This window comes from Ureibacillus aquaedulcis, from assembly GCF_030418165.1.
Classification (GTDB): domain Bacteria; phylum Bacillota; class Bacilli; order Bacillales_A; family Planococcaceae; genus Ureibacillus; species Ureibacillus aquaedulcis.
Genome location: NZ_JAUHTQ010000003.1, coordinates 1 through 12,955, shown reverse-complemented (window position 1 = coordinate 12,955; position 12,955 = coordinate 1). Strand labels below are relative to the sequence as shown.

The 12,955-nt window shown below is 37.6% G+C and carries 15 protein-coding genes; 10 read left to right on the top strand and 5 right to left on the bottom strand.

Annotated features, from left to right (window positions below; all coding sequences use genetic code 11):
* Window positions 1-48: 48 nt before the first annotated feature.
* Entirely contained in the window at window positions 49-1,266 is a 1,218-nt protein-coding gene (locus QYB95_RS04845) for an MFS transporter (protein ID WP_301137080.1), read from the bottom strand.
* A gap of 226 nt (window positions 1,267-1,492) precedes the next feature.
* Here QYB95_RS04845 and QYB95_RS04840 point away from each other — a divergent pair, with 226 nt between their 5' ends.
* Together QYB95_RS04840 and QYB95_RS04835 are read left to right on the top strand one after the other, a co-directional pair.
* Window positions 1,493-2,080 carry a peptidylprolyl isomerase gene (locus tag QYB95_RS04840; RefSeq protein ID WP_301137079.1) on the top strand — a complete coding sequence of 196 codons (588 nt, stop codon included), beginning with the start codon at window positions 1,493-1,495 and terminating at the stop codon, window positions 2,078-2,080.
* Between the two features lie 22 nt (window positions 2,081-2,102).
* A complete protein-coding gene (locus QYB95_RS04835) occupies window positions 2,103-2,324 on the top strand; it encodes a hypothetical protein (protein WP_301137078.1) in 222 nt (73 codons plus the stop codon).
* Between the two features lie 112 nt (window positions 2,325-2,436).
* Here QYB95_RS04835 and QYB95_RS04830 read toward each other — a convergent pair whose 3' ends face one another.
* Entirely contained in the window at window positions 2,437-3,618 is a 1,182-nt protein-coding gene (locus QYB95_RS04830; protein ID WP_301137077.1) for a MalY/PatB family protein, read from the bottom strand.
* A 74-nt stretch (window positions 3,619-3,692) separates the two neighbouring features.
* On the opposite strand from QYB95_RS04830, the gene QYB95_RS04825 reads away from it, so the two are divergent.
* Entirely contained in the window at window positions 3,693-3,953 is a 261-nt protein-coding gene (locus QYB95_RS04825) for a DUF1871 family protein (protein WP_301137075.1), read from the top strand.
* A 169-nt stretch (window positions 3,954-4,122) separates the two neighbouring features.
* On the opposite strand, the gene QYB95_RS04820 is transcribed toward QYB95_RS04825, so the two are convergent.
* Entirely contained in the window at window positions 4,123-4,335 is a 213-nt protein-coding gene (locus QYB95_RS04820) for a helix-turn-helix domain-containing protein (protein WP_345783705.1), read from the bottom strand.
* Between the two features lie 236 nt (window positions 4,336-4,571).
* Between QYB95_RS04820 and yugI the strand changes: the two genes are divergently transcribed.
* The 6 genes from yugI (at window position 4,572) to QYB95_RS04790 (ending at window position 9,928) form a co-directional block, all read left to right on the top strand.
* Entirely contained in the window at window positions 4,572-4,943 is a 372-nt protein-coding gene (gene yugI / locus QYB95_RS04815) for a S1 domain-containing post-transcriptional regulator GSP13 (protein WP_301137073.1), read from the top strand.
* A 261-nt stretch (window positions 4,944-5,204) separates the two neighbouring features.
* Window positions 5,205-5,333: a hypothetical protein gene (locus tag QYB95_RS04810; protein ID WP_301137072.1), complete on the top strand. Its 129-nt coding sequence runs from the start codon at window positions 5,205-5,207 to the stop codon at window positions 5,331-5,333.
* Between the two features lie 10 nt (window positions 5,334-5,343).
* The gene (locus QYB95_RS04805) at window positions 5,344-5,511 is read left to right on the top strand and encodes a hypothetical protein (protein WP_301137070.1); all 168 of its coding nucleotides are present in this window, start codon (window positions 5,344-5,346) and stop codon (window positions 5,509-5,511) included.
* Between the two features lie 99 nt (window positions 5,512-5,610).
* Window positions 5,611-7,158 (top strand): L-glutamate gamma-semialdehyde dehydrogenase, encoded by a 1,548-nt coding sequence (pruA, locus tag QYB95_RS04800; RefSeq protein WP_301137069.1) that lies wholly within the window; start codon window positions 5,611-5,613, stop codon window positions 7,156-7,158.
* A gap of 241 nt (window positions 7,159-7,399) precedes the next feature.
* On the top strand, window positions 7,400-8,644 hold the full coding sequence (locus QYB95_RS04795; RefSeq protein WP_301137067.1) for a Glu/Leu/Phe/Val family dehydrogenase: 1,245 nt from the start codon (window positions 7,400-7,402) through the stop codon (window positions 8,642-8,644).
* 120 nt (window positions 8,645-8,764) lie between these two features.
* A complete protein-coding gene (locus tag QYB95_RS04790; protein ID WP_301137066.1) occupies window positions 8,765-9,928 on the top strand; it encodes an iron-containing alcohol dehydrogenase in 1,164 nt (387 codons plus the stop codon).
* A 46-nt stretch (window positions 9,929-9,974) separates the two neighbouring features.
* Here the strand turns inward: QYB95_RS04790 and QYB95_RS04785 are convergent, their stop codons facing one another.
* Together QYB95_RS04785 and QYB95_RS04780 are read right to left on the bottom strand one after the other, a co-directional pair.
* Entirely contained in the window at window positions 9,975-10,976 is a 1,002-nt protein-coding gene (locus QYB95_RS04785) for a cation diffusion facilitator family transporter (protein ID WP_301137064.1), read from the bottom strand.
* Window positions 10,977-10,989: 13 nt separating this feature from the next.
* Complete coding sequence (locus tag QYB95_RS04780; RefSeq protein WP_301137062.1) at window positions 10,990-11,715, bottom strand: MgtC/SapB family protein; 726 nt, start codon at window positions 11,713-11,715, stop codon at window positions 10,990-10,992.
* A 107-nt stretch (window positions 11,716-11,822) separates the two neighbouring features.
* Here QYB95_RS04780 and QYB95_RS04775 point away from each other — a divergent pair, with 107 nt between their 5' ends.
* Window positions 11,823-12,734, top strand: coding sequence for a DMT family transporter (locus QYB95_RS04775; RefSeq protein WP_301137060.1), 912 nt, complete (start codon window positions 11,823-11,825; stop codon window positions 12,732-12,734).
* Window positions 12,735-12,955: the final 221 nt, after the last annotated feature.

Below are 12,955 nucleotides of genomic sequence, written 5' to 3'. Positions count from 1 at the left end.
AGGAGGGCTACTAAGAGCTAGTAAGGCCTCCATTTCATTATATCGAATTTAAATATGACTTTTTAATACATCCTCAAGATATTTTTTCGGCATTCTTTGGATAATGAAAATAATGATTGCCGCAATCAAAAATAGTAGCCCTGTTGAATAAAAGACTGCGGAAATTGTTGCAAACCCACTTATAAATCCACCTAGTACAGGACCGATGATATTCCCCAGAAAGCGGAAGCTCTGATTGTAGCCCATTACCTCGCCTTGAATTTCAATGGGTGCTTCCCGTCGGATAAGTGCTGTAACAATTGGAATCAAGCCTCCGGAAAACATTCCAAGCAGAAATCTTAAGGCAATTAGTTGCCAAAGGGAAGTTACAAATGCTTGAGGGACTATAAAGAAGACACTAATGAATAATAAAGACATCAGGACCTTTTCATAGCCGATATTATCGGCGAGTTTCCCGAAGAACCGACCAACCAAGATATTCCCGACACCTGCCGCACTGAAGGTAATACCAGCGAGCATAGCAACTTGTTCCGAGGTGGTTAAATGTGACACATATAAGGACAATAATGGCTGTATACTAAAGTTGCCAATTTGAATTAAAGAAGCCACGAACATGGTACTTAAAATAAGCGGATGATGAAATAAGGCCCAAAGTATGTTTTTTCTCGAATAAAGCATACTTTTTTCTTTTCGAATAATCTCGGGTTCATGGATACCGAAGATAATAATGATTGCTGCGATGGTAATCGCAATGGAAGTATAGATGAAAGTAAAGTTGAATCCAATTGCATCGGCCAAAGATCCCCCGATTACAGGGCCGAACAGGGAACCCCCGACACTTCCGATTTGCAGCGTTCCCAGAGTTTTTCCGGCAATTTCCTTTGGTGTATGTTTGCTGATAAACGCCATCGAAGTAGGGATGAATCCCGTTACGACTCCCATAAAGATACGCAAAATGAAAAACTGTATGACATTTTCCACATGCCCCATTAAAAAGATGCTGAGTGCAATGCCGAAACAGTTGATAATCATGATAGGTTTATAGCCGTATTTATCGGCGATTCGCCCCCATATCGGGGACATGATAAATGCTGTTACAAATGTCGCGGCAAATATTAAACCTGCCCAAGTCTGGACATAGCTTTCAGAAAAATCCCCGAAGGTTTCAATATAAAGGGATAAAAAGGGCATGATCATCGTCATGGAACTTGCTACGATGAAATTTGATACTAAAATAATGATAAAGTTGTGTTTTCGGTTCTTCACTTCAATCACACTCTTTCTAGCCGTGTTTTTACAATCTTGAAATGTATTTCAAAATTATTTTTTATATTGACGAGTATAACTTACTTCGGAAAACGAAGAAAGTGCATAAAGTTTATTAGCGGAAAATTTAAAAGTAATATGGTAAACTGTATCGAGGTGTTAAATGTTAATCTTCTAACTAAGATATACCCCAAAAATCCATTTTTAATAAAGGAGTGATCAGTTAATGTTTCCACAATTAACAAAAGAATTAAACCCAGGTGAAGTATTAGTTGAAATGAATACAACGTTAGGTGCAGTTAAAATTAAGCTATTCCCGGAACATGCACCAAAAACAGTAGAGAATTTTTTAGGACATGCAAAATCAGGCTACTATAACGGCATTATTTTCCACCGTGTTATTACTGATTTTATGATTCAAGGTGGAGACCCAACTGGAACTGGTATGGGTGGACAATCAATCTGGGGCGACTCTTTCGAAGATGAATTCAATGAGAGCTTATTCAATTTGCGTGGTGCTCTTTCAATGGCGAACGCTGGTCCAAATACAAACGGATCTCAGTTTTTCATTGTTCAAATGGAACACACTCCAAGCAATATGATTGCACAAATGGAGCAAGCAAAATATCCAAAAGAAATTATTGAAGAGTATGCAAAAGTCGGTGGTACGCCTTGGTTGGACTTTAAGCATACAGTTTTTGGACATGTTGTAGAAGGCATGGACATTGTTGACAAAATTGCGAACGTTGACAAAGATATGCGCGATAAACCGTTGGAAGATGTTAAAATAGAGTCGATTACAATTATCGAATAACTATTAGAAAGAAGAGTGAAAAATGAGTATCCTTTATTCAGGATTTTTATATTTTCCAGAGGATAAGTCATCATATATTCCGGCAGCATTAGAGTTTCTGGCAATTCTTATTTTGTGTTTAGTTGTGTTTGCGGTAGTAAAACGCATCTCTAAAAAAGAAGAGCATAGAACTAAAGCTTTAGAAGAGTATGTTTTAAGCAAGCAACATAATGCGCAAGAGCAAACAGATTCATTGCGAAAATAAGGCTATAACCGTTTCAATAGAAAAAGGCTTATCCCAAGAGATTACTTTGGGAAAGCCTTTTTTATTTTGAAGTACCACTATAAAATTTCTATGCTATCTTATTAATAGAATACTATAGTAAAGCCTTTTTAAATCGCTCAATGCCGTCCTTCACTGTCTCCCTTGGACACGCAACATTCATACGCAAGAAGCCTCTGCCAGCTTCACTGTATTTTGTACCTGGTTCGATTGCTAGCTTGCCTTTTTCCAAAAGACGATGGATCATTTCGCTTTCAGAAAGATCTGTTTCGCGGTAGTCAATCCAAATTAGATACGTGGATTGCGGTTTTGAAACTTTGATTCCTTCAAGTTGATTCAACTCTTGCACAACCAGATCCAGATTGGCAGATACATAGGCAATCATCGCATCAACCCAGTCATCGCCCTTTTCGTAGGCAGCTTTTACTGCTGCGGCAGCTAAAACGTTTAAATCATCACGGCCATGTGCCAGCTTATCGGCATCTAGCTTTGCACGTAAATTTTTATCTGGCACTACCATTATTGCAGCATGTACCCCGGCAATATTAAATGTTTTTGTTGGAGCAATACAAGTAATGATTTTTGCTTTATCCGCATCCTTAACTGTTAGTGTAGGGATATGCGTATAGCCATCAAAAACGATATCTGCGTGAATTTCATCCGAAATAAGAAGCACATCGTATTGAATGCAAAGCTGTACCAGCTGTTCAAGGTCTTCTCTTGTCCAAACAACGCCGCCTGGATTATGTGGACTGCAAAGTACATAGACTTTGACACCTAATTTGAATTGCTCTTCAAGTGCAGTAAAATCAAATTTCATTGTATCACCCTCAAGTACCAGATCACATTCTACTACTTCAAGATTTTGAGCTTTTGGAATGTTGAAAAATGCTGGATATACGGGCGTAGAAATGCAAATCTTATCTCCAGGCTCCGTAAATGTTTCGAGGATTGTTCCCAGGGCAGGTACAACCCCTTGATGAAACATTAAAGTATTGGGTTCAATGTGCCAGTTATGTCGACGTTCAAACCAACCAACAATCGCATTTTTACATTCATCACTTACGTAGGAGTAACCAAAGATAGGATGGTTCAAACGTTCCTTGATGGCATCCGAAATCACTTGAGGTATTGCAAAATCCATATCGGCAACCCACATAGGTAGAATATCTGAAGCATCTTCTACATTGTATTGCAGTTTTAGACGTTCCTTGAATTGGTCCCATTTTAGACTGCCGGTATTTTTTCGATCAAATAACTCATCAAAATTATACATAAATATCCCTCATTTCTTTTTTTAAGTATGTATTATATAATAGCATACGAAAACGCGAAAATAGGGTGAAAACTTTGGACAATATATTAATGAACAAAGCAGCGATAAAAATTTTAGAGGATTGGGATCCATTTAATATTGGGGAAGATAGCTATGAAACTGAAACAGCTGATGTAGTTGCCGCCCTTCAAGGTATAGATGATCCTAGCCAGCTTGCAAAAGTCATTCAGCAAGTTTACGAGCATTCATTTGAGCAATGGATACCTTTTGAAAAATGCGTAGAAATTTCATATAAATTAATAGCCATTAAGTTTGAAGCAAAATGTATCGTATAAAACAAGTGAAGCTTTGGCTTATTGTGAGTGCGAAAAAAGGATTTCCTTATAGCGTTGATTTGACCTTACTATAGATTACGATCTAAAGTGTGGGGCAACGTCGCGTAAAGGAAATCCTTTTTGATTTGCTCTTATTCAAAACTGATTTTTTAGTCATTGTATTTATACGCTATGCTTGGAGACCATCCATTAAATTAGAAGCGGGTACTTCCAATGCTGTAGAAAGCTTTAAAACCGTCTGCACAGAAGGAATGAGTTCACCTTTTTCATATTGTGCCAGCTTCTCGACTCCCACTTGCACCTTTTTCGACAATTCTTCAAGGGACCAATTTCTTTCTTCTCTTAAAAATTTAAGTTGTTCATGGAACTTCTGTTTCAACATAAACACGCCCTTTCGTCTAATAACTAGTAGCTCATACATTATATTTTAATATATAACTTATGTTAATGATTTGTCAGAAATATGAATTTTTTATTAAGAACTCTTTTTAGAATATGGATTTACGGTGCTTTCAAAATTAATTACCTATGCATTAAGGCGAATCTTTGTTCACGAACTAGACATATGTTATAATTTAACATGACATTTACGTAGATATAGAAAGTAGGAACTGCTTTATGACAAAAAAATACGAAGTAGGTGAAGTTGTAACCGGTAAGGTAACTGGCATCCAGCCTTATGGGGCGTTTGTTGCATTAGATGAAGAATCACAGGGATTAGTTCATATTTCGGAAATTACGTATGGATATGTTAAGGATGTCGCTGATTTTTTAAAAGTGGGCGAAGAGATTCAAGTTAAAATTTTAGACATCGATGAGAAATCAGAAAAAATTAGCTTATCTACACGTGCGCTGCAAGAAGCACCACCATTAAAGAAAAAAGACCAACCAAGAAAAACATTGCAAGATCGGGTTGATGAAAGTGATGCAGATGGGTTTAAGTCACTAAAAGACAAACTGCAGCATTGGATTGAACAATCGGGACATTAAGAAAACAGGGGGCAGATGTGTAACTGCTCTCTGTTTTTTTTCTATAGCATTTTTTATTAAGAAGTCTAAATTTCACGTTTTGCTTTTCGTAGTATTTCCCTCGTGAAAATTCCTCGCCAATTATGTTGCAGTAACAACTCCATTTCATCTTCCGACAATTCTTCGATACTTTTAAGTAAACTTTCACCATACCGACGACTAATATAATGATTCACAATGGGCATTATATCTCCTTTGTGAGTTTTTACGGAGGTATATAAAATGTCATGGATGCTAAATAATAATATATGTCCATTAGTAGTTGACCATTACTTATTTAATCAATTGAATCATCCAAAATGCTTCCGACAAACATATGCTTCTTTAATGAAAGCCCATTTAAAAGAATGACTTACTGCATATGTTCCGAGACAGCGGTGATAATACAAATGTTAATGGTTGCCTAACGGTGCAGGGGCTAGTAAACAAGCTTTTCAATGAAGTGATGTCCCGTGCAAATTCAATTGCTTCTAAAATCGCTCCATTATCCAATAGTGGATATGTATCGCTAATCGTGATGAGTTCATGACCATCTTTGTCCTAGTAAGTAGTTTTACATCATTTCATTACTTATGGATTTCCAGCTAATCAAGCATTATAAGTTTAATAATTTTAAGGAGGATTATGTATGATTCCATACAAAAGTGAGCCACTTACAAATTTCTCGGTTGAAGAACATCGTCAAGCTTATTTAGCAGCTTTAAAAAAAGTTGAAAGTGAACTTGGAAAGGAATATCCATTAATTATTGGCGGGGAACGGGTTACAACAGAGCAGAAAATCGTTTCATATAACCCATCAAATACATCCGAGGTTGTTGGGACGGTTTCAAAAGCAAATCAAGAATTAGCAGAAAAAGCGATGCAAATTGCTGATTCAACATTTAATGCATGGAAAAAAGTTAATCCTGTTGTGCGCGCAGAGGTTCTATTCAAAGCTGCTGCGATTGTACGTCGACGCAAGTATGAACTTTCAGCTTGGTTAACGAAAGAAGCGGGTAAACCTTGGGTACAAGCGGATGCAGATATTGCTGAAGGAATCGACTTCCTAGAATACTACGGTCGTCAAATGTTGGAGCTTGCACAAGGTAAACCATTAGCTCAAAATCAAAATCAAATCAATAAATATTCATATGTATCACTTGGTGTGGGCGTAGTTATTTCTCCATGGAATTTCCCATTCGCAATTATGCTTGGAACTACTGTCGCTGCTGTTGTTACAGGAAACACGGTATTATTAAAACCCGCTTCAACAACCCCGGTAATTGCCTATAAATTTATGGAAATCATGGAAGAAGCAGGTCTCCCAGCAGGTGTAATCAACTATATTCCTGGTTCAGGAGCCGAAGTTGGAGACTACTTAGTTGATCATCCGCGTACCCGTTTCATCAGTTTTACTGGTTCCAGGGATGTAGGTTTACGCATTAACCAACGTGCCTCGGTATTAAATGAAGGCCAAATTTGGATTAAACGTGTAATTGCTGAAATGGGGGGTAAAGATACAATAGTGGTCGATGACAATGCAGATCTTGAATTGGCTGCGCAGTCTATTGTAACAAGTGCATTCGGTTTCAGTGGTCAAAAATGTTCTGCATGTTCCCGAGCAGTTATCGTTGGCGACGAAGCATACCAAACCGTATTAAATCGTGTTGTGGAGTTAACGAACGAATTGGTGATTGGTGATCCAGTAAATGAAGAAACATACATCGGTCCCGTCAATGATGCTGGCGCATTTAAAAAGATTACTGAATATATTGAGATTGGCAAGGATGAAGGGCGCTTGGTTGCAGGGGGCACCGCCGATGATTCAAAAGGTTATTTCATTAGCCCAACTATCTTTGCGGATGTAGATCCACAAGCACGCATCATGCAAGAAGAGATTTTCGGGCCAGTTCTTGCATTTGCAAAAGCAAAAGATTTCGACGAAGCTATCGACATTGCCAATAATACTGTATACGGTTTAACAGGAGCGGTATTATCGACAAATCGTTTCCACTTAGAAAAAGCTCGTGAAGACTTCCATGTAGGGAACTTATACTTTAACCGTGGATGTACTGCTGCAACAGTCGGCTACCAACCGTTTGGCGGATTCAACATGTCAGGTACAGATTCAAAAGCCGGCGGTCCAGATTACCTGGTACTTCATATGCAAGCAAAATCAGTATCCGAGGCTTTATAATTTTAGTTAAAAAAAAAGCAGGCGTTTATTTGCGTCTGCTTTTTTTACCAAAGCCCATTAGTTTAGTGTAAAGGAGCATATTTTTATAGAAAATGATAATTTATTAATAATATCTTCTAGTTTGTCTAATTAAAAGGGTTCATTCTTAAATGTGGCGATATTATTAGCCAAATAAGTTTTAAAGTATGTTACAATGTTTGCGATATAAATAATAATTACTATTTCTAAAGAGGCGAAAATAATGGCTGAAAATTTAAATCTTTTCACATCAACTCAAGACGTGATAAAAGATGCGTTGAACAAACTTGGTTATGACGAAGCGATGTATGATTTGTTAAAAGAACCACTTCGTATGTTACATGTTCGTATTCCTGTAAAAATGGATGATGGCTCAACAAAAGTATTTACAGCATATCGTGCTCAACACAACGATGCGGTTGGACCAACGAAAGGCGGAGTTCGTTTCCATCCAATGGTAAGTGAAGATGAAGTTAAAGCGCTTTCAATGTGGATGACTTTAAAATGTGGAATTGTTGATTTACCTTATGGTGGAGGTAAAGGCGGCATTATTTGCGACCCACGTCAAATGTCGATGGGTGAGCTTGAGCGCTTAAGCCGCGGGTATGTTCGTGCCATCTCTCAAATCGTTGGGCCAACGAAGGATATTCCGGCACCGGATGTATTTACAAATGCCCAAATCATGGCATGGATGATGGATGAATATAGCCGTATGGATGAATTCAATTCACCAGGTTTCATCACGGGTAAACCGATTGTTCTAGGTGGTTCCCAAGGCAGAGATCGTGCAACGGCAGAGGGAGTTACAATTGTTATTCAAGAAGCTGCTAAAAAACGAAATATCGATATTAAGGGTGCCCGTGTTGTTATCCAAGGCTTCGGTAACGCAGGTAGCTTCTTAGCTAAATTTATGAGTGATCTAGGAGCGAAGGTTATTGGTATTTCTGATGCATATGGTGCATTAACAGATCCAAACGGTTTAGATATTGATTATTTACTAGATCGTCGCGATAGCTTCGGTACAGTTACAACTCTTTTTGAAAATACGATTACAAACCAGGAATTACTAGAACTTGATTGTGATATTTTAGTTCCGGCTGCCATTGAAAACCAGATTACGGCTGAAAATGCCTACGATATTAAAGCAAGCATCGTAGTAGAAGCAGCAAATGGACCAACAACAGCTGAAGCAACTAAAATATTAACTGACCGCGGTATCTTGTTAGTTCCCGATGTACTGGCATCAGCTGGTGGAGTAACGGTTTCTTACTTCGAGTGGGTGCAGAACAATCAAGGCTATTATTGGACTGCAGAGGAAGTACGCGAAAAATTATATAGAAAAATGGTAGAAGCATTTGAAAATGTATATACTACTGCAACGACTAGAAACATTAACATGCGTCTAGCGGCATACATGGTTGGTGTTCGACGTACGGCTGAAGCATCGAGATTCCGTGGTTGGGTTTAATCCTCTTTAGCTAATCAGTGCAGATAAAAGGTATTATGTTTTTCTATCTGATAAAATGGGCTATGTAAAGATTAATCTTTACATAGCTTTTTTCTATTACTTAAAAAGGGGAGTCATCATTTGAATAATTTTACGTTTTACAACCCGGTTCGTTTGCACTTTGGAAAAGGTGAAATCGAGAAATTGAAGCAGGAGCTTCCTCAATATGGACGAAATGTTCTAGTCGTTTATGGCGGAGGCAGTATAAAGCAAAGTGGTCTATATGATGAAGCAATGTCCATTTTAAAAGAATTAAATATGAATGTCTTTGAATTAAGTGGTGTTGAGCCTAATCCACGTGTGGAAACTGCCCGTAAAGGAATCGAGATCTGTAAAAAAGAATCTATTGATGTTGTATTGGCAATTGGAGGCGGTTCGGTAATTGACTGCACGAAACTAATTGTAGCTGGTGCAAAAGTAGATGAAGATGCTTGGAACATTGTCATTAAGAAAACAAACGTAAAAGATGCGCTGCCTTTCGGGACAATCCTTACACTAGCGGCAACTGGTTCAGAGATGAACTCGGGTTCTGTTATTTCAAATGAAGAAACACAAGAAAAATATGGATGGGGAAGTCCTTTAGTATTCCCTAAATTTTCTATCCTTGACCCAACCTATACAGTTACTGTTCCAAAAAATCATACTGTATATGGAATGGTGGATATCATGTCTCACGTATTTGAGCAATACTTCCATGACGCAACAAATACACCTATTACGGATGAAATGTGTGAAGGGGTATTGCGAACAGTTATTAATACTGCCCCAAAGCTAATCAATGATTTAGAAAACTATGAACTGCGTGAAACCATTTTATTGGCAGGTACGGTTGGCTTAAATGGATTCCTCTCAATTGGTTCGCGTGGCGATTGGGCAACGCATAATATCGAGCACTCAGTTTCGGCGGTATATGATATCCCGCATGGTGGCGGATTAGCAATTATCTTCCCGAATTGGATGAAACACAACCTTGCTGTGAATCCCGAAAGATTTGCTGGCTTAGCTACTCGCGTTTTCAATGTTGATCCAGAAGGAAAATCGGCAGAGGAAGTTGCAACTGAAGGAATTGAACGTTTAAGAGATTTTTGGTCTTCCATTGGAGCTCCAAGTCGACTGGCGGATTATGACATTGATAATTCCCAATTAGACGTTCTGGTCGAAAAATCAATGATCAATGGCCCGTTTGGAAGATTTAAGACATTGCAAGCAGAAGATGTGCGAACAATATTGGAAATGTCTCTATAATATAAGAAAGAAGCCCCTTGTACTATATTTGTACAAGGGGTTTGTTTTATGGCTTGTTTACTTCGTCGTCAAGAATTTTCGTATCCTTTAAATGGTGTTTCCACGCGGTCTTGCCATCCTCTTCATCGAAGGAAAGTGTTACTTTGGTTACGTTTTTTTGACTCATAATCAGTTCAATTAAATGATCACGAACATCATCCAAATAGGCAAGGGATTGATTTGGATCTGTTTCAGCAACAAGTTCAACGTGTAAAAATTCGCCTTCCTTTACTACTTCCAAGCTTCTAATATCTGTAACATGCGGATCCTCCATTACAAGGTTCCCAATATGAACGTGCATTTCTTCATCTGTTTCACCAATTGCCCCACGAGCGTTATCAAGAAAGACTCGCCCGACAACATAGAACATCATAATACCGATAAGCATTGATACTAGACCTTCAAGTGCATTAAATCCTGTGAAATAAGCAATGACAATTGCAAGGAATGCAAGTAGGTTACCGCTTGTCGCGACTAAATCCTCCATCCAGACAAGTTTTGTCGCTGGTTTTGCACGATTCAAATAGGCAACTGATTTCGGTATCGCCATAATCCCTGCTTTTTCTTTTCCAGCCTCATGCAATACTTCCTTTGCTGCTTTATGAAGTACAAACGATTCTAAAATAAATCCGATTAGTAAAACCCCAAGTGCAATTAGGATTCCTCCAGATTCTTCTGCAGGATGTCTAAAATGATGCCAACCTTCTTTTACCGTCTCATAAGAAAGAATGGCAACAATCAGTACAGCTCCCAAACAAACTAGATTTACTACCCGACCAAAGCCGTTTGGAAATCTAGGTGTGGGTGCCTTTTTAGAAAGTGCTGAACCAATAAATACGAAGAATTGGTTTGCAGCATCACCAAGTGAGTGCATCATTTCGGCAAACATTGCAACATTTCCTGTAAAGAAGTAAGCAACTCCTTTAATAATGCCTAAAAATAAGTTTACTAGTGCTGCTATTAGAGATGGTTTATTACCACCCTTTAATAATTTGATGAATTCACCCATAAATTTCCTCCAATTAGCCTAAGCTTTCAAGCTCGATTTTTTGTACATAAGGTAGTGTGTGCAAAGTACGGTAAATTGATATAGTATCTGACTTAAATAATGCCGAAAATCGTAAATCAACTTCAAATAAAGAATGATCGCTTGCGATATGAACATCCCTCACACGAATATTTTCAATCACCATCCCGTTCTCTTCCATAAATGAAAGTAAATTTTGTATGTTTTGCTCATCCTTTAAAAGTACTTTGAGTACAAGCTCTTTCATACGTATCCTTTTAGGACCGATTTTTAGCAAGAATGGGGCAATTAACTCGATACCTACAACAACAATTACAACCGTAACAAAAGCTTCTATATAAAACCCTGCACCCACAGCAATCCCGATTCCAGCTGCCCCCCAAATCATTGCTGCTGTAGTAAGCCCTGTTATACTATCATTCCCTTTTCGCAAAATAACACCAGCACCTAAAAATCCGATACCACTGACAATTTGTGCAGCTAGACGAAGAGGATCCATTGTTATATTGATGTCATCTCGTGCAGGAGTGCTATATGCAGTTTCAATGGAAATAATCGTTAACAAGCAACTAAAGGTAGCAATGACTAAACTGGTTTTTAATCCAACGGGTTTCTTCTTTAATTCCCTCTCAATCCCTATTATTAAACTTAATGTGGCTGCAATTATAAGTTTAATTATTATTTCATAAGAAAGACTTTCGTTTAAAATGGTAATATCCATTAATTTTTCCCTCTTTTCATGTTGATATTATTTGTTATAAATGAAAGAATATGATGTAGTCTCCTATTTTATTAATATAGCAAAAAGAAGATTTGAGGTTTATGGAAATGGAAAAACCAAAAATACATCCGTACATCCCTATTTTAATAGGCGTTATCTCTATCTCGCTGTCGGCAATTTTTGTGAAGTTAGCTAAGGCAGATTCGGGGGTTATAGCATTTTATCGATTATTATTCTCAGTATTAATCATGAGCCCTTTGTTCTTTTATAAGTACACACATGAACTAAAAGAATTAACAAAAAGGGATTGGTTCTTTTCGTCAATAGCAGGAATTTTCTTAGCATTCCACTTTATATTGTGGTTTGAATCTTTAAATTACACATCGGTTGCGAGTTCTACAGTTCTTGTTACCCTACAACCGCTCTTTGCATTCATCGGAACGTATTTTTTCTTTAAAGAAAAATTATCGGTGAAGACGATTCTTTCAGGTATCATTGCGATTATAGGAAGTTTCTTAATTAGCTGGGGAGACTTCAAGGTAAGTGGGAGCGCCCTATATGGTGATTTATTAGCATTACTCGCATGTGCTCTAATTACAGCGTATTTACTGTTCGGGCAAGATGTAAGAAAACGGATCTCCTTAATAACCTACACGATGGTGGTGTACTCTATCAGTACAATTTGTTTATTCCTGTATGTATTACTGAAAGGAGAATCATTCGGACCGTACTCGCCGATGACATGGGTATGGTTTTTACTGCTAGCGATAATTCCCAATTTATTAGGCCACACGTTATTCAACTGGGCTGTAAAATGGGTGAGTACCAATGTTATTTCAGTAGCAGTATTAATTGAACCAATTGGTGCGGCAATTTTAGCGTATTTCGTTTTTGCGGAGAAATTAATGGCTTCACAAATTATAGGCGGTCTTATTGTTATTGTTGGTATTTTACTATTTGTCATTGATATAAAAATAATTAAAAAGTTTTTTAGAAAAATGCTTGCTTCCGAAAAATAATTGTAGTATATTATTACTTGTCCTTAACGACAGTCGATTTAAATAACTATTTCAAAATAGTGATTGACTACTAGTTGAGGATGAGTTAAAATATAAAAGTCGCTGTTGGAAGTAACAAAAAACTTGACGAAAGATAATAAATGAGTTAAGATATAAAAGTTGCTGTAAAACAACGAAGTTAATGAACCTTGAAAACTGAACAACAAAACGTTAATGAAAAT